The organism is Pseudomonas sp. TWR3-1-1 (assembly GCF_049896545.1).
Lineage (GTDB): Bacteria > Pseudomonadota > Gammaproteobacteria > Pseudomonadales > Pseudomonadaceae > Aquipseudomonas > Aquipseudomonas weihenstephanensis.
Genome location: NZ_JAFCUO010000001.1, coordinates 759,888 through 775,777, shown reverse-complemented (window position 1 = coordinate 775,777; position 15,890 = coordinate 759,888). Strand labels below are relative to the sequence as shown.

At 56.2% G+C, this 15,890-nt stretch carries 14 protein-coding genes; 3 read left to right on the top strand and 11 right to left on the bottom strand.

What is annotated here, in order from left to right; genetic code table 11:
* The first annotated feature begins 162 nt into the window (after window positions 1-162).
* A complete protein-coding gene (locus ACP7A4_RS03700; RefSeq protein ID WP_177332339.1) occupies window positions 163-921 on the top strand; it encodes a hypothetical protein in 759 nt (252 codons plus the stop codon).
* A 335-nt stretch (window positions 922-1,256) separates the two neighbouring features.
* Here the strand turns inward: ACP7A4_RS03700 and ACP7A4_RS03695 are convergent, their stop codons facing one another.
* A complete protein-coding gene (locus ACP7A4_RS03695; RefSeq protein WP_426245576.1) occupies window positions 1,257-1,601 on the bottom strand; it encodes a YggL family protein in 345 nt (114 codons plus the stop codon).
* Between the two features lie 232 nt (window positions 1,602-1,833).
* Between ACP7A4_RS03695 and dacB the strand changes: the two genes are divergently transcribed.
* Entirely contained in the window at window positions 1,834-3,300 is a 1,467-nt protein-coding gene (dacB, locus tag ACP7A4_RS03690) for a D-alanyl-D-alanine carboxypeptidase/D-alanyl-D-alanine endopeptidase (protein ID WP_059761570.1), read from the top strand.
* A 102-nt stretch (window positions 3,301-3,402) separates the two neighbouring features.
* Here the strand turns inward: dacB and rlmKL are convergent, their stop codons facing one another.
* Complete coding sequence (rlmKL, locus tag ACP7A4_RS03685; protein WP_426245573.1) at window positions 3,403-5,673, bottom strand: bifunctional 23S rRNA (guanine(2069)-N(7))-methyltransferase RlmK/23S rRNA (guanine(2445)-N(2))-methyltransferase RlmL; 2,271 nt, start codon at window positions 5,671-5,673, stop codon at window positions 3,403-3,405.
* A 540-nt stretch (window positions 5,674-6,213) separates the two neighbouring features.
* Between rlmKL and rmf the strand changes: the two genes are divergently transcribed.
* Complete coding sequence (rmf, locus tag ACP7A4_RS03680; protein WP_082149364.1) at window positions 6,214-6,429, top strand: ribosome modulation factor; 216 nt, start codon at window positions 6,214-6,216, stop codon at window positions 6,427-6,429.
* Between the two features lie 114 nt (window positions 6,430-6,543).
* Here rmf and ACP7A4_RS03675 read toward each other — a convergent pair whose 3' ends face one another.
* The 9 genes from ACP7A4_RS03675 to ppsA form a co-directional block, all read right to left on the bottom strand.
* Window positions 6,544-7,569, bottom strand: coding sequence for a quinone-dependent dihydroorotate dehydrogenase (locus ACP7A4_RS03675; RefSeq protein ID WP_203302859.1), 1,026 nt, complete (start codon window positions 7,567-7,569; stop codon window positions 6,544-6,546).
* Window positions 7,570-7,749: 180 nt separating this feature from the next.
* Entirely contained in the window at window positions 7,750-8,727 is a 978-nt protein-coding gene (locus tag ACP7A4_RS03670; RefSeq protein ID WP_203302858.1) for an OmpA family protein, read from the bottom strand.
* Window positions 8,728-8,833: 106 nt separating this feature from the next.
* Window positions 8,834-9,424 (bottom strand): RNA polymerase sigma factor SigX, encoded by a 591-nt coding sequence (gene sigX, locus ACP7A4_RS03665; protein WP_029611289.1) that lies wholly within the window; start codon window positions 9,422-9,424, stop codon window positions 8,834-8,836.
* 90 nt (window positions 9,425-9,514) lie between these two features.
* Entirely contained in the window at window positions 9,515-10,339 is an 825-nt protein-coding gene (locus ACP7A4_RS03660) for a mechanosensitive ion channel family protein (RefSeq protein WP_048362907.1), read from the bottom strand.
* 2 nt (window positions 10,340-10,341) lie between these two features.
* Window positions 10,342-10,587, bottom strand: coding sequence for a hypothetical protein (locus tag ACP7A4_RS03655; RefSeq protein ID WP_048362906.1), 246 nt, complete (start codon window positions 10,585-10,587; stop codon window positions 10,342-10,344).
* Window positions 10,588-10,650: 63 nt separating this feature from the next.
* Window positions 10,651-11,646 carry a zinc transporter ZntB gene (locus ACP7A4_RS03650; RefSeq protein ID WP_048362905.1) on the bottom strand — a complete coding sequence of 332 codons (996 nt, stop codon included), beginning with the start codon at window positions 11,644-11,646 and terminating at the stop codon, window positions 10,651-10,653.
* Between the two features lie 24 nt (window positions 11,647-11,670).
* On the bottom strand, window positions 11,671-12,162 hold the full coding sequence (gene rraA, locus ACP7A4_RS03645) for a ribonuclease E activity regulator RraA (RefSeq protein WP_059761573.1): 492 nt from the start codon (window positions 12,160-12,162) through the stop codon (window positions 11,671-11,673).
* Between the two features lie 156 nt (window positions 12,163-12,318).
* A complete protein-coding gene (locus tag ACP7A4_RS03640) occupies window positions 12,319-13,329 on the bottom strand; it encodes an alpha/beta fold hydrolase (protein ID WP_426245569.1) in 1,011 nt (336 codons plus the stop codon).
* A 104-nt stretch (window positions 13,330-13,433) separates the two neighbouring features.
* Window positions 13,434-15,809: a phosphoenolpyruvate synthase gene (gene ppsA, locus ACP7A4_RS03635; protein ID WP_059761575.1), complete on the bottom strand. Its 2,376-nt coding sequence runs from the start codon at window positions 15,807-15,809 to the stop codon at window positions 13,434-13,436.
* Window positions 15,810-15,890 lie beyond the last annotated feature (81 nt).

Sequence of the window (15,890 nt, the reverse complement as noted above, 5' to 3'; positions counted from 1 at the left end):
CTACAAGGAGTTATAGTTGGCACCGTGCAATAGTGGCACTCTGTACTTCCGCTAGCAGTCCAACCTCTCTAATAGACGAGGGCAGCCACCTCAAGACCGTTTGCACGTTTAGACAATAAAGCCCACCGACCATCCAAAGAGGTTTTCACGTTGACGCCATCCATGATCACCCTGCTTGTAGTAGCCGGGATCGTCCTATTGATCGCCATCGGTTACATGAACCATGTGGTGGAAAACAACAAATTGGAAAAGGCCCGCTTAAAGGTTGAGCTGACAGATCGTGTGCGTCGTTGCAGCGAAGTCAGCGAGACGTTCCCTGGCCAACTGATGTCGCCCGCACTCAAACACCTGCTGGCACGCCTTGAACTTAATGCCACACAACGCTTGTTGCACCTGCAAAAAAGCAGCGCGCCTTTAAAGACCCGGGTCGCTGAACTCAATGCATTGATCGGCCAAGGTGAATCGATCCCGGTCAACAACCCGCCCGGCCCTATCCTGACTGAAGCCAAAGCCAAAGATGTGCGCTTTTTGCTGGAAACCCTGCACGGGCAAATCACCCGCGCCGTTCAGGACGGCTTTCTGGCCACCACCGAAGCCAAGCGCTGGATCAAAGAAATTCGGCACTTGCTCGTGGTGCTGCACATCGAGTTTTTCAATAACCTGGGCCAACTCGCCTTTCAGCAAAATCAGCCGGGCCAGGCGCGTCTTGCCTATGAGCGCGGCGCTCAATACCTGCGCAAACAACCAGAGCCTGCGATGTACAGCGCAGCACTCAAAGAAATGGAAGAGCAACTGGTGCGCGCCAACTCGCTGGTGCTGACCAACCTTGAACCGGCCAAAGACGAAGTCAACGAGCTGACTGAAGGCTTGAAAACCGATGACGCGGATGCCGACTGGAAGAAGAAAGTGATTTACGACTGATTTCTAACCGCCTGCGAAAAGGACAAGCACATGCCTTGTCCTTTTTTTTGCACGCTGATTAGCCTGAGACTGCACCGACAGTTGCATTGACCCGCTGCGCAGGCTCTGAGACACCGCCGTCAGCGGGTTTACGGTCGCCTGGCAATCGAACGTCGCCTGCGGCAACTGTTAGGAGGCACGAAGCGTTTGGTAGCCAAGGGCGCGCCGGGCACACAGGATCGCGCCATATTAAGCGGACACACAATAACGAGGATTTAAGCGACGCCCGAACGGGCTAGAGGATCTTGCAGTAAGCAGCAGAGAGGCAACCCCACGGGCCGCCTCCCGGCATCACATCAGGCTACCGGATTGATTGGCTTTTCCGGGTACCAAACGTCGAGCAACGGGCTGACTTCAACGCTGGTCAGCTCAGTGCGAGTTTTCAACCAGGCTTCAACTGCAGCACGCTGCTCTGGGGTGACCGAGCCGCGCTTTTGCAGGCAAACCAGACCGTAGTCGTCGCCGCCAACATAGCCCAGGCCGTTGGCTTCCATGGCGTCTTTCAAGAAGTCGCTGAGGAATGCGTCGATAGCTTCTTCCGACAGGTCTTCTTTGAAATCCAGGTTCAGCTCAAAACCCAGCTCCTGAAATTCATCAACGCACAGTTTTTTGCGCAGACGCTGGGAACGATTAGTAGCCATTGAACAATCCTCTTAAGTAATAACGGCGGCACTTTACCAGTTTCAGGCTGCACGTGCCCGGTTCCGTGTGGACGGCTCATCGTTTTGTGCATTTAATCAACAGATGGGTGTAACACGGTAATGCACAAGTCCAGCCACCTTGGGGCATAATGCCGTCACTTTTATGACCATTGAGGGAACTTATCATCATGCCCTCGTATTTTTTCCCCTCGCGTGCAGGGTTTTACTTCTTATGATCAAATCTTTGCGTCCTCTGTTACTTGCCGGCTTTTTTCTGCCACTCGCCTTTGGGGCTCACGCCGCCCCGGTCAACACCACGCTTTCACCCAAGGTTCAACAAGCGCTCAAAACCAACAAGCTGCAAAACGACGCACTGTCGCTGGTGATGCTGCCCCTGAGCGGCCCCGGCGTACCCACCGTCTTCAACGCCGACGTGTCGATGAACCCGGCCTCCACCATGAAGCTGGTCACCACCTACGCCGCCCTTGAAATGCTCGGCCCGACCCACCAGTGGAAAACCGAGTTCTACACCGACGGCACCCTGAACAACGGCATCTTGCAAGGCAACCTGTACCTCAAGGGTGGCGGCGATCCCAAGCTCAACATGGAAAAACTCTGGCTGTTGATGCGCGACCTGCGGGCCAATGGCGTGCAACAAGTGAGCGGCGACCTGATTCTGGATCGCGGCTTCTTCGAACAACCTCATTTGCCGGTGTTTGACGACGACGGCAATGATAAAAACAAGCCGTTTCTGGTCAAGCCCGATGCCTTGATGGTCAATCTCAAGGCCCTGCGCTTTGTTGCCCGTAACGATGCGGGCAAGGTGTTGATTTCGGTCGAGCCGCCAATTGCCAGCATCCGCGTCGACAACCAGGTCAAAGCGGTCAATTCCAAGCAATGCGCAGGCGATGTGCGCTACAACCCGGTGCCGCAAGCCGACGGGTCGGTGGTGGTGACCGTCAACGGGCAACTGGGCGATGGCTGCAACTCGCAGACCTACCTGTCCCTGCTCGATCATGCGACCTACACCGCGGGTGCTGTGCGCGCGATCTGGAAAGAGCTGGGTGGCAGCATCCTGGGTCAGGATCGCCAGGGCTCAGTGCCCAAGGGCGCCAAAGTACTGGCCCGCGCCTTCTCGCCTGATCTGGCCGAGATCATTCGCGACATCAACAAATACAGCAACAACACCATGGCTCAACAATTGTTCCTGAGCCTGGGCGCGCAGTTCCGCACCGACGCCGACGGCGATGATGCCAAGGCTGCGCAACGTGTCGTGCGTCAATGGCTGGCCAAAAAAGGCATTACAGCTCCGCACCTGGTCATGGAAAACGGCTCCGGCCTGTCCCGTGCAGAACGTGTGAGCGCACGTGAAATGGCGCAGATGCTCCAGGCGGCCTGGAAAAGCCCCTACGCTGCCGAGTTCATCAGCTCCATGCCTATCGCCGGCAAAGACGGCACCATGCGCAAGCGTCTGAAGACCACCGCCATGAACGGTCAGGCCCACATCAAAACCGGCACCCTCAATACAGTGCGCGCTATCTCGGGCTTTAGCCGCGACAGCAATGGCAACACCTGGGCTGTGGTCGCGATTCTTAACGACCCGCGCCCCTGGGGAGCTTCTGCGGTACTCGACCAGATACTGCTCGACCTGTATCGCCAGCCGCAATTGCCTAACAACGCGATTTCAATCGCTCAGTAAGCCATTCACCGGCAACAAAAAACGCCCTGGCTCGCGAGAACCGGGGCGTTTTTGTGTGCACTGGAAAAACGTCGCCACCAGTGGCAGCGACGATACGGCAGTTTAACGGGCCGTTATTTTCCACGCGCGGTGGATTTTGCTGTTACGGGCAAAGTCCGGATCGATGGTGCTGGCCGTGATTTCTTCGACCGAGTAACGCGCTTCCAGATGCTCATCAAGGATGAACTTGCGGAAGTTGTTCGAGAAGTACAACACGCCACCCGGTGCCAAACGCGCCATGGCCAAGTCCAGCAACTGCACGTGATCGCGCTGAACGTCAAAGATGCCTTCCATGCGCTTGGAGTTGGAGAAGGTCGGCGGATCGATAAAGATCAGGTCGTACTCTTCGCGACAGGCATCCAGCCATACCATCACATCACCCTGCTCCAGACGGTTTTTGTCCGAAAAACCGTTGAGTGACAGGTTACGGCGCGCCCAGTCCAGATAGGTCTTGGACAAGTCAACGCTGGTGGTGCTGCGCGCTCCGCCTTTGGCGGCGTGAACACTGGCAGTGGCGGTGTAGCAATACAGGTTGAGGAAGCGCTTGCCAGCCGCTTCTTTCTGGATCCGCATGCGCATTGGGCGATGATCGAGGAACAGCCCGGTGTCCAGGTAGTCGGTAAGGTTGACCAGCAGTTTGACACCGCCTTCATTGACCTCGGTGAACTTGCCCTGCGCACTTTGTCGCTCGTACTGCTTGGTGCCGCTCTGGCGCTCACGGCGCTTGACGATGACGCGGCTTTTGTCGACGTTCAACGCCTGCGGAATCGCCGCCAACGCGTCAAACATACGGGCCGAAGCTTTTTCCGGGTCGATGGATTTCGGCGCCGCGTACTCCTGGACGTGAACCCAGTCGTGGTACAGATCGATGGCCATCGAGTATTCAGGCATGTCGGCATCGTAAACACGGTAGCAATCAATGCCTTCACGCTTGACCCACTTGCCCAGGGCCTTGAGGTTCTTTTGCAGGCGGTTGGCAAACATCTGCCCGCCTTCGCTCAAGCGTGGCCGCTCAATCACCACCGGTGCCGGTTTGATCGGGTTGCCGTTCTTGTTGAACTTCTCGTACTTGCCAGGCGCTTCGAGGTTGCCCGGCAGATCCGACTCGGCCTGCTCACGCTCGGCTTGACGCTGCTCAGGCGTGCGACGTTCACCCGTCACGAACTGGTCTGGCACCACTTTGATCAGCAGCAACTTGCACGGCAAGGCGCCGTTCCAGAACGAGTACTGTTTGTGACTGCGGATGCCCATCCGCTTGCCCAGATCCGGGGCACCGGTGAACACTGCCGCTTCCCAGTTCAAACAGGCCTGACGCAACCGCTCACCGAGGTTCTGGTAGAGGTAGAGCAAGCTCGCCTCATCACCCAGACGCTCGCCGTACGGCGGGTTGCAAATGACCAGACCCTTTTGGTTTTGGTCTGGGCGCGGCTCAAACGTTGCCACTTCACCCTGATAGATTTTGATCCAGTGGCTCAGGCCTGCACGCTCGATGTTGTTGCGCGCCGGTTGGATCAGGCGCGGGTCAGCTTCATAACCGCGAATCCACAGCGGCGGTTTGGCCATACCGGCTTCAGCGCGCTCAGTGGCTTCTTCATGCAGCTTTTTCCAGATAGCCGGCACGTGACCAAGCCAAGCGTCAAAGCCCCAGTGGATGCGATTGAGGTTTGGCGCCATGTCGGCCGCGATCATCGCGCCCTCAACCAGGAACGTACCCACACCGCACATCGGGTCAGCCAAGGCCGCGCCTTCGGCAGCCATACGCGGCCAACCTGCACGAATCAGGATCGCTGCCGCGAGGTTTTCTTTCAGTGGCGCAGCACCCTGCTGCAATCGGTAGCCGCGCTGGTGCAAGCTGCTGCCCGAGAGGTCCAGCGACAGGATGGCTTCACCGCGATCCAGACGCAGGTGGATGCGCAAATCAGGGCTGATTTTATCAATCGAAGGACGCTCACCCGACGGCGTGCGCAGCTTGTCAACGATGGCATCCTTGACCTTCAGCGCGCCGAAGTGAGTGTTGTCGATACCTGAACCGTGGCCACTGAACTCCACGGCCAGCGTGCCATCCGGCACCATATGGTCTTGCCAGTCCACATCCAGTACCCCGTGGTACAGGTCTTCGGCGTCCTTCATCGGGAAGCGCTTGAGTACCAGCAACACGCGGTTGGCCAGACGCGACCAGAGGCACAGACGGTAGGCAGTTTCCATATTTGCCGTGCCACGAATGGCCGAAGTGTGCTCGCGAGCTTCCTCAAGACCAAGGCCGGTGGCCTCCTCAAGGAGCAGACCTTCGAGGCCTTTGGGGCAGGTAAGGAAGAGTTCGTAACGATCCGACATGGGATTCCTGAGCTTTTAGCTATGTGTGAAGAGGCAACGCATTGCCTGCTCCGTTTTCAATCAAGCGCTTTTCTTGAAGAGCGCTCGCGTGGCACGAAACTGTGCCGTCCCGCCAAGGCGTCACTCATGCCCGCAGGCACACAGAGTTTAGACGCAGAGGCAGATCATTTATCTTGAAACAAAGGGACATATTCAGACCCTTCGTCGAATAGTACCTGAGCAAAAAGGACGGTCATTCACAGTCGAGAATGAAACTCATCATCTTTGCAAACACTGGTCATATCAGGCTTTGGTCGCATCCGGGGACTAAAAACCGGTGTTTCTTATGGCCTTAACACCACTATCGTTACGTCCTTATGACAAAACGATCATTCACACACCCAAGCACATTGGTTAGAACTGGACTCAGGTTGTCACCGCGCAGGTGATAACAAAAATGCTCGCCACGCCGGCAGCGAGCAACCAACGGCAGAAGCATTCTGCCCCGACCTGAGTCAGGTCGACGCGATATAAACAGTCAACAAGTGAGGGCAACACCCTATGAGAAGACTTAAGCGTGATCCGTTGGAAAGAGCTTTTTTACGCGGATACCAATACGGCGTTAGCGGGAAATCCCGTGAGCTTTGCCCTTTTACTCTACCGTCGGTACGCCAGTCCTGGATTAACGGCTGGCGCGAAGGACGCGGCGACAACTGGGACGGTATGACAGGCACTGCGGGCATCCACAGACTCAACGAACTTCACGCGGTCGGCTAACTCTGGGCACATTCCGACACCACCATGAATAGGCAATGATTTAACCTTGCCGTCTCATCCAGGCGGCGGGCTGCGGCCCAAGGGCTCCTTCGAGGAGCCCTTTTTATTGCGCGCTTATTGGCGTGCAATGGCAGAAATGGCGTCAACCGACTCGCGAATCAAGGCAGGGCCTTTGTAAATGAACCCCGAGTAGATCTGCACCAAACTGGCACCTGCGGCGATTTTCTCAGCCGCATGCTTGCCTTCGGTGATACCACCCGCCGCGATGATGGGCATGCGCCCGGCCAACTCGCCTGCCAGCACCTTGACGGTGTGCGTACTTTTTTCACGCACCGGTGCACCCGACAAACCGCCTGCCTCATCACCATGCTCCATGCCTTCAACCCCTGCGCGGCTAAGAGTGGTGTTGGTTGCAATGACCGCATCCATCCCGGTCTCCAGCAGCGCCTGGGCGACGAGTACGGTTTCTTCGTCGCTCATGTCAGGGGCGATCTTGATTGCCAACGGGACACGCTTGCCGTGACGCTCAGTCAGCTCGTTCTGACGCAGCTGTAGGGCCTCCAGAAGCTGCTTGAGCGAATCGCCGAATTGGAGGCTACGAAGCCCCGGAGTATTCGGCGAACTGACGTTAACGGTCACATAGCTGGCGTGGGCATAGACCTTATCGAGACAGATCAAGTAATCGTCGACGGCACGCTCAACCGGGGTGTCGAAGTTTTTACCGATGTTGATCCCAAGGATGCCGCTGTACTTGGCCGCCTCAACCCGCGCCAACAAGTGATCGACCCCCAGGTTGTTAAAGCCCATGCGATTGATGATCGCTTGCGCTTCAGGCAGGCGAAAAATACGCGGTTTGGGATTGCCCGGCTGTGGCCGCGGAGTGACCGTGCCGATTTCGACAAAACCAAAACCCAACTGCGCGAACCCGTCGATGGCCGCCCCATTTTTATCCAGACCTGCGGCCAGACCGACCGGGTTCGGGAAGTCGAGGCCCATCACCGTCACAGGCAGCTTGGCGGGCGCCTTGCACAGCAAACCGTTGAGCCCCAGACGGCCACCCGCACCGATCAAGTCCAGGGACAGGTCATGCGAGGTTTCAGGGGAGAGTTTGAAGAGCAACTGGCGGGCCAGGTTATACATGGGCTCGATGGTCTCGAAAGGCAACTGGAAGAGCCGGCGATTATAGCCGGGCATCGCCTTGGCAAGCGAGAGGCAGTCGCGGGCAATAAGGCATACGGGGCAAAAATGCACCCTTCACCAAATCGCAGGCAAAGAAAAGCCCGGCCTAAGCCGGGCTTTTCTGTACAGGCTAGCTAAAAATTACTTAGCTTCAGCTTGAACGGTTGCTTCTACGCGACGGTTCAGAGCACGGCCTTCTTCAGTTGCGTTGGAAGCAACTGGGTTAGCTTCGCCGTAGCCAACAGCGGCTACACGGTTAGACTCAACACCTTGGTTAACCAGAGCTGAACGAACAGCGTCAGCACGACGCTGGGACAGTTTTTGGTTGTAAGCGTCTGGACCTACGCTGTCAGTGTAACCAGCAACAGTGGTATTGGTCGCAGGGTACTGCTTCATGAAATCAGCAACGTTGTTGATGTCAGGCATGTACTGCGACTTAACAACCGACTTGTCGAAGTCGAATTTCACGTCAAGTTCAACGCGAACAACTTCAGCGATTGGAGCTTCTGGTTCTGGCTCAGCGATTGGTGCTGGAGCTGGAACTGGAGCAGGAGCTACTTTACCGCCGCTGCCGCCAAAGTTCACACCCAGACCAACGGTAGGCGCGTAGTCCCACTTGCCGTTGTCCAGTTTGTAGTCAGCTTCAACGCCTGCACGGGCAAACAGGTTGTCAGTGATGTACCACTTAACACCAGCGCCAGCAGTCAGGAAAGTCGACTGGTCACGACCGCTGTGACCGTCTTCGATCACGTTGGTCATGCTCTTGTGAGCAACACCACCGGAAACGTATGGACGCAGAGCGTCACCAACGGTGCCGAAGTGGTACTGAGCGTTCAGACCAAAGTTGTCGCCTTTGATTTTCTGGTGGCCAGTGCCGTCGTTCGAACGGGTGTGGTTAGTCTTGTCGTAGGTCAGGTTCAACGAAACGTCGTCGGTCAGGAAGTAACCGATCGATGCGCCTGGGTTGTAACCGTCTTCTACGTGCTTGACGCTGTCGTTGTACTGTTTTTTGTAGAACAGTTCACCCTCGACCGCGCCTTGGCCTTGTGCCAGGGCACCGAACGAAGTTGCGGCTACAAAGGAACCAATGGCAATGCCCAAGGTGTTTTTCAGTTTCATCCGTTAAATCCCCATCTGGTGATTGTAAAGCAGTCCCACATACCGGGGGACAACTCGGCGGCAAGTCTATCAGAACTTACCTACACGTAGAGCTATTTGCGCTGAACTAAGTTTCAGCAATGCCTGCAAATTTCTCACGCAATTTATCAAGAGCACGCTTGTAGCGCATTTTCGTCGCACTCAAACCCATATGCATTATGTCTGCGATTTCCTGAAATTCCAGTTCTGCGACAAAACGCAGCACAAGAATCTCCCGGTCAATCGGATTCACATGCACCAGCCAGCGATCAAGTCCGCCCTTTTCCTCAGGTTTCGGCGCCTTCTCTTCAGACGCTTCCTCGAGGGGGTCAATACTTAATGCGTCCATCAAGCGACGCTTTCGCCGTTCCTTCCGATACTGCGTAATGCATTCGTTGTAAGTGATGCTATATAGCCATGTCTTGAATTTCGATTTGCCCTCGAAATTCTTCAAGCCATACAACACCTTAAGCATTACCTCCTGACAGACATCGTCAGCATCACGATCGTTCCCTAAATACCTTGAACAAACGTTGAACAAAGTGCGTTGGTAACGCCGCATTAACTCTTCATAGGCGCGCGTAACGTGAAACAACTCATCATGCGAGCGCGCCACCAACTCCTCATCAGAGAGTTCGCGGGGATCGTAGCGCATGGACAGCGATTGGGCTTTATTCAAAACGAGTCGTGCCGACAGTCAGGTCAATGTCCGCCACAGCCCGGAACACGGGCTTTTTTGCGGCGGCATACATTAGCAGGGTTTGCCGCATCAGCGGCTAGTCACGTGCTGCTCCAGCAAGATCCGATTGGAGATGGAGACTAGCTCACCCTCCTCGGTCAGCAACGTGGTTTTAACCGTGCCGATCTCTTCGATCTGACCCTCTACCTCACCCACACGTACATCTTGCCCAACCTGATACAGCTCACGCACGTAGATCCCGGCCAGAATCTGCCCGGCAATTTCGCGACTTCCCAGACCCATGGCCAAGGCAACAGCCAGACCAACGGTAATCAAAACGATGACGATCACATGGTTCAGCAGGTCAGTTTTCACTTCCAGCTGGCTGATTGCCACGGAGATGCTGATGATTATGACCAGGCCCTGGGCCACTCGACCCAGACCGCCCGCATAATCAAACCCCACGCTCTCGGCGGCGCCACGCACCAGGCCATTGAGCAACTGCGCAAGCAGAACACCTACCAGCAATACCAGCAGGGCACCAAATACTTTGGGCAGATACAGCGTAAAGATGTCCAACGTAGCTGAAACGCGCTCCAGGCCAAGGGACTGAGCGGCCGAGACCAGGAAAATCAGCAGAATGAACCAATAGACAATTTTGCCGATCAGGGTCGAAATCGGCACTTGAATGCCTGCACGGCCCAGTATTTTGGTCAGCCCCGTCCCACCCATCAACCGATCAAGGCCCAATTTGGCCAGCAACTTCGACAGCAGGGTATCAAGCAGTTTTGCAACCACGAAGCCCAGCAGCACCACCACCAACGCCCCGAACAAATTGGGGATGAAGTTGGCAATTTTGGTCCAAAGAGCGGTCATTGCGGTGACCAGGCTCTGGGTCCAGAGATCAAGTTCCATGTTCAATCAGCCTTATCAGCAGGGCGAGCAACAGGTTTGCGTCGCGAAACGGGCGCAATATGAGCCGAACCGCTATTCAAAGCAATCATCAGTGCTTGTACCCAACGCCCCAGCAGGCTGAAAAGATCACCCGCGCCAACCTGACGGTTCGCGGTTTTCAGCACTCGGCCCAGGCAGGCATCGTCGTCACGGGCAGACGGCTCGGCCTTGAGCATTTCACGTAAGGACTGTTCAAACGGATCGTGCATAAGCACCTCTCGGTATGTCAGTGAAAGACGCGGGCAAAATGAACGAGGTCACATGACCTACTTTCAAAGCCACTGCAAACGACGATAAAACCACCATTGCCCTACACCAATCACCAGCATCACACCGCAGGTGACCGCAAAGCCGTAGGGGTCGTTGGAGAACGGAACACCGCCCACGTTAATCCCCAACAAACCGGTAATAAACGTGATGGGCAGAAAGATCCCGGTCAGCACGCCGAAGCGGTACATGATGCGGCTCATGCGCACATTCAAACGCCGGTCTTCAGCCTCCAGCACCAGCCCCACACGCTCGCGGGTCAGCTCAAGCTCTTCCAGATAGCGGGTCAGACTGTTGTTCAATTCGTTCCAGTAATCTGCATCGTCGGCCGTGAACCACGGCAATTTTGTACGCGTCAGTTGCCCAAAAATATCGCGTTGCGGGGCCAGAAAACGACGCAGCCCGGCAGCCCGGCGACGAATCTGCAAAATAGAACCATGCTCGGGCGTATACCGTTCGTCGGCATCTATCTTATCTTCTTCGTCATCGACGATTTCGGACAGCTCACCGATCAAATCCTGGACCTTTAAAGTCAGGTGTTGAGCCAAATAAAGGATCAATTCGGCTGGATTTTTCGGACCTTCGCCCTGCTCAAACTCGCCCAACAATTCATCCGTGGCCCGCAACGGCCGCATACGCAGCGAGATAACCCGTTGCGCACTGCCAAAAATGCGTAGCGAGACCATGTCTTCCGGTTCTGCACCAGGATTGAGGTTGACCCCGCGCAAGAACAGCAATAACTCGTTATTGGGCAGCCCCAACAGCCGCGGACGGGTGTTTTCCTCCAACAACAAGTCACAACTGAACTCGCTCAAACCACTGGCGTTGCGTAACCAGCTTTGTGTTTGAGGATGACTGCGATCCCAGTGCAACCAAAGGCTTTCATGGCTCTTTAACTCAAGGTCATTGAGTTCGGTACGGGCAATCGCACGGGCACCGCCTTCTCCATCGAGCACCAGTGCATGCACCAGCCCCCATTGAGCGTTGTCTTCCTCAAACATCCGTGATCCTTAGCAGTTGGGCGATTATTCCGGCATTTTCAAAGCAGAAGGCGAAATGATCACGCCATTATTGTCGGCATAGATAAATTCGCCCGGACGGAATGTGACGCCTGCAAAGGTGACTGCCACATTGAGATCGCCCAAGCCGCGCTTGTCGGTTTTCATCGGGTGACTGGCCAGCGCCTGCACACCCAGATCGGTTTGAGCGATGACATCCACATCCCGAATACAGCCGTAAATGACCAACCCTTCCCAGCCATTTTTAGCCGCCTTCTCGGCGATCATGTCCCCCAGCAAGGCCCGGCGCAGCGAACCCCCTCCGTCCACCACCAGCACTTTGCCCTTGCCATCAAGCTCTGCCTGCTCTTTAACCAACGAGTTGTCTTCAAAACATTTGATGGTGACGATTTCGCCACCAAATGAATCGCGACCGCCAAAGTTGCTGAACATCGGTTCCAGCACCTGAATCAGCTCAGGGTAGGCATCGCACAAATCGGGAGTGATGTAGTGGTTCATGGAAACTCCTGTGGAGAGGGCGTAGCAGGAAGAGTTAAAGGACTCTACTGTTTATAGACGTTGGCACACGGGCAAGCTTTAAATGTCACCACCAGCCATACCCTGACACTGCGACACCACCAAGACCACAGAATATGACCAAGGTCGCAAATCGCGTCACATAGTAGCCGCAAGCGCGACTTGCCGAAACCCTGAACCCGGCTCACTCACTGCCTGCTTCAGGCATCGCTCCTCAAGCCAATCACGCACCAACGGCCAGACCTCAGCTTGAGCAGGCGCGCTGACCAGCATTTCAGTGTGACCAAAATCTGAACTGAACCCCTGCTCACGGCCCAAAGCAATAAATTGGCGCTGCTCAGAACCCAATTGCTCATACAGCTTTCGACACGCCCACTCAGGGGTCTGCTGATCGCCTGCCGCCGCGACAGCCAGAACCGGTAGCTGGACCTCAGATAATCCCGCCCACCAATCGCGCTCAGAATCCTTGAAACGCCCCAAAAAGCCGTTCCAGCGCAAGGTTTCGAGGGCGATGCCTACTGGTTCGTCCTCAGGGCCGCGCTTGAGCTGAACACCCGACAACTGCGTGCAGCGCTTCAAGAGCAGATAAGCGCCCCACTCCACGGGCGGAATTTTCAGCGGCCAATAGCGGCGATTGATCTGACAGCCAAAAAACGCTGCGGAGGCCACTGCAGGTTCACCCAGGTACTGCCCCCCCAATGCGGCCGCCAAACTGATACCGCCCTGGGAATGGCCAAGCCAATGCGGGACTTGGCCACTTTGCTCGCGTACAAACGCCGCAATCGCCGGTAAGTCGTAACGGGCGTAATCTGCCACCCGATTGGTGCGCCACTGTTGATTACGCACCGACAGTCCATGACCGCGCATCTCGGGCAGCCACACATCAAACCCGGCACGGGCCAAAAAAGCGCCTAGGCCGACACCTTTTGGTGAGTACCAGAAGCGTCGGTTAGAAAAGCTGCCATGCAACAAAATCACGGGTACACCGCGCGCCTGGCTGGCATCCGCCATGCCCAGTCGCGTGACCGCCAATTCCACGGAGATGTCCGGGCTATTAGCGGGTTTTAAGCGATAAACATCCTCGCTCAGATCACCCCGACGCTCGGCACTGATCAGGGCAACGGGAAAAAGATGACTGCTGCTTTGCATAATGCTCTTGCACAAAAAAGGGCGATCCCGAACAGGCGCTCGCCCTACCACTGCCTATAAAGAGCAGCACAGCCTAGCGGCCGCCCTGCTCCTCTCTCAACGACTCAAGCCTGGGCTTGACCTTCAGCCAGGAAGAACCAGGTTTCCAGCACGGTGTCCGGGTTCAGCGACACACTTTCAATGCCTTGCTCCATCAGCCACAGCGCCAGATCCGGGTGGTCTGAGGGGCCCTGCCCGCAAATACCAATGTATTTACCGGCTTTGTTACACGCCTGAATCGCGTTGGACAGCAGCTTTTTAACCGCAGGGTTACGCTCGTCGAACAGGTGCGCGATAACCCCAGAGTCACGGTCCAGACCTAGCGTCAGCTGAGTCAGGTCGTTGGAGCCAATGGAAAAACCGTCGAAGTATTCAAGGAATTCGTCGGCCAGAATCGCGTTTGAAGGCAGCTCACACATCATGATCACGCGCAGACCGTTTTCGCCGCGCACCAGACCGTTTTCAGCCAGCAAGTCGATGACTTGGCTCGCCTCGCCCAGGGTCCGTACGAACGGCACCATGATCTCGACGTTGGTCAGGCCCATGTCATTGCGCACACGCTTGAGCGCACGGCATTCGAGCTCGAAGCAATCGCGGAAGTTTTCGCTGATGTAACGCGACGCGCCACGGAAACCCAGCATCGGGTTTTCTTCTTCGGGTTCGTACAGCTTGCCGCCGATCAGGTTTGCGTACTCGTTGGACTTGAAGTCCGACAGGCGCACGATGACTTTTTTCGGGGTAAAGGCTGCCGCCAGGGTGCTGATGCCTTCGACCAGCTTCTCAACGTAGAAACCGACTGGATCGTCGTAACCGGCAATGCGCTTGTCGACGCTGTCCTTGATGTCTTGCGGCAGACCGTCGTAGTTGAGCAGCGCTTTAGGGTGCACGCCGATCATGCGGTTAATGATGAACTCCAGGCGGGCCAGGCCCACACCGGCGTTCGGCAACTGCGCAAAGTCAAACGCACGGTCCGGGTTACCGACGTTCATCATGATTTTGAACGGCAGGTCCGGCATGGCATCAACGGAGTTCTTCTTGATGTCGAAACCCAGTTCGCCTTCAAAAATCAAACCGGTGTCGCCTTCGGCACACGAAACGGTCACGCCCTGGCCGTCTTTGAGCAACTGGGTTGCATTGCCACACCCTACAACGGCCGGAATGCCCAGCTCACGGGCGATGATTGCTGCGTGGCAAGTACGGCCGCCACGGTTGGTCACGATGGCGCTGGCGCGCTTCATCACCGGTTCCCAGTCCGGGTCGGTCATGTCGGAAACCAGTACGTCGCCGGGTTGAACCTTGTCCATTTCGGACACGTCCTTAATGATCCGAACCTTGCCCGCGCCAATGCGCTGACCAATGGCCCGACCTTCCACCAGCACTGTGCCGGTTTCTTTAAGCAGGTAACGCTCCATCACATTGGCTTGGGAGCGGCTTTTTACGGTTTCAGGGCGGGCCTGCACGATGTACAGCTTGCCGTCATCACCGTCTTTGGCCCATTCGATGTCCATCGGGCACTTGTAGTGTTTTTCGATGATCATCGCTTGCTTGGCCAGCTCGCTGACTTCAGCGTCGGTCAGGCAGAAGCGCGCGCGATCGGCCTTCTCAACGTCGATCACCTTGACCGACTTGCCGGCCGAGGCTTCGTCGCCGTAAATCATCTTGATCGCTTTGCTGCCCAGGTTACGGCGCAAAATCGCAGGACGACCCGCTTCCAGCGTTTGCTTGTGGACGTAGAACTCGTCCGGGTTGACCGCGCCCTGGACCACGGTTTCGCCCAGGCCATAAGCGCCGGTGATAAAGACCACATCACGGAAACCCGACTCAGTGTCCAGGGTGAACATCACGCCCGCAGTGCCGGTTTCGGAACGCACCATGCGCTGCACGCCTGCCGACAGGGCGACCAGTTTGTGGTCAAAGCCCTGGTGCACGCGGTAAGAAATCGCACGGTCGTTGAACAACGACGCAAACACTTCCTTGGCTGCACGAATGACGTTTTCTACGCCACGGATATTAAGAAAGGTTTCTTGCTGACCGGCAAAGGAAGCGTCCGGCAAATCTTCGGCGGTGGCCGAGGAACGTACGGCAACCGCCATGTCCGGGTTGCCTTGGGACAAGGTGGCAAAGGCGGTGCGAATTTGCGCGTTAAGCGTCTCAGGGAACTCGGCTTCCATGATCCATTGGCGGATCTGGGCGCCGGTTTTGGCCAGTGCGTTAACGTCGTCCACATCCAGCGCGTCGAGCGCGGCATGGATCTGATCGTTCAAACCGCTGAGTTCAAGAAAATCGCGATAGGCCTGAGAGGTGGTGGCGAAACCACCGGGAACCGAAACACCAGCGCCTGCAAGATTACTGATCATCTCGCCGAGGGATGCGTTCTTGCCCCCCACATGCTCTACATCATGGACGCCGAGCTTATCGAGGGAAACTACGTACTCTACCAAGGTGATCTCTCCACTAACTGTGTTGGGAAAAGCTCAGGGCGCTGGACGCTCTACAAAGGGCGGCATCTCAGCGAATGTGGC

What these genes read in the sequence shown, in the direction of transcription:
- ACP7A4_RS03700 (WP_177332339.1), top strand. Translation starts at nt 163, where the DNA reads ATGATCACCCTGCTTGTAGTAGCCGGGATCGTCCTATTGATCGCCATC.
- ACP7A4_RS03695 (WP_426245576.1), bottom strand. Translation starts at nt 1,601, where the DNA reads ATGGCTACTAATCGTTCCCAGCGTCTGCGCAAAAAACTGTGCGTTGAT.
- dacB (WP_059761570.1), top strand. Translation starts at nt 1,834, where the DNA reads ATGATCAAATCTTTGCGTCCTCTGTTACTTGCCGGCTTTTTTCTGCCA.
- rlmKL (WP_426245573.1), bottom strand. Translation starts at nt 5,673, where the DNA reads ATGTCGGATCGTTACGAACTCTTCCTTACCTGCCCCAAAGGCCTCGAA.
- rmf (WP_082149364.1), top strand. Translation starts at nt 6,214, where the DNA reads ATGAGAAGACTTAAGCGTGATCCGTTGGAAAGAGCTTTTTTACGCGGA.
- ACP7A4_RS03675 (WP_203302859.1), bottom strand. Translation starts at nt 7,569, where the DNA reads ATGTATAACCTGGCCCGCCAGTTGCTCTTCAAACTCTCCCCTGAAACC.
- ACP7A4_RS03670 (WP_203302858.1), bottom strand. Translation starts at nt 8,727, where the DNA reads ATGAAACTGAAAAACACCTTGGGCATTGCCATTGGTTCCTTTGTAGCC.
- ACP7A4_RS03660 (WP_048362907.1), bottom strand. Translation starts at nt 10,339, where the DNA reads ATGGAACTTGATCTCTGGACCCAGAGCCTGGTCACCGCAATGACCGCT.
- ACP7A4_RS03655 (WP_048362906.1), bottom strand. Translation starts at nt 10,587, where the DNA reads ATGCACGATCCGTTTGAACAGTCCTTACGTGAAATGCTCAAGGCCGAG.
- ACP7A4_RS03650 (WP_048362905.1), bottom strand. Translation starts at nt 11,646, where the DNA reads ATGTTTGAGGAAGACAACGCTCAATGGGGGCTGGTGCATGCACTGGTG.
- rraA (WP_059761573.1), bottom strand. Translation starts at nt 12,162, where the DNA reads ATGAACCACTACATCACTCCCGATTTGTGCGATGCCTACCCTGAGCTG.
- ACP7A4_RS03640 (WP_426245569.1), bottom strand. Translation starts at nt 13,329, where the DNA reads ATGCAAAGCAGCAGTCATCTTTTTCCCGTTGCCCTGATCAGTGCCGAG.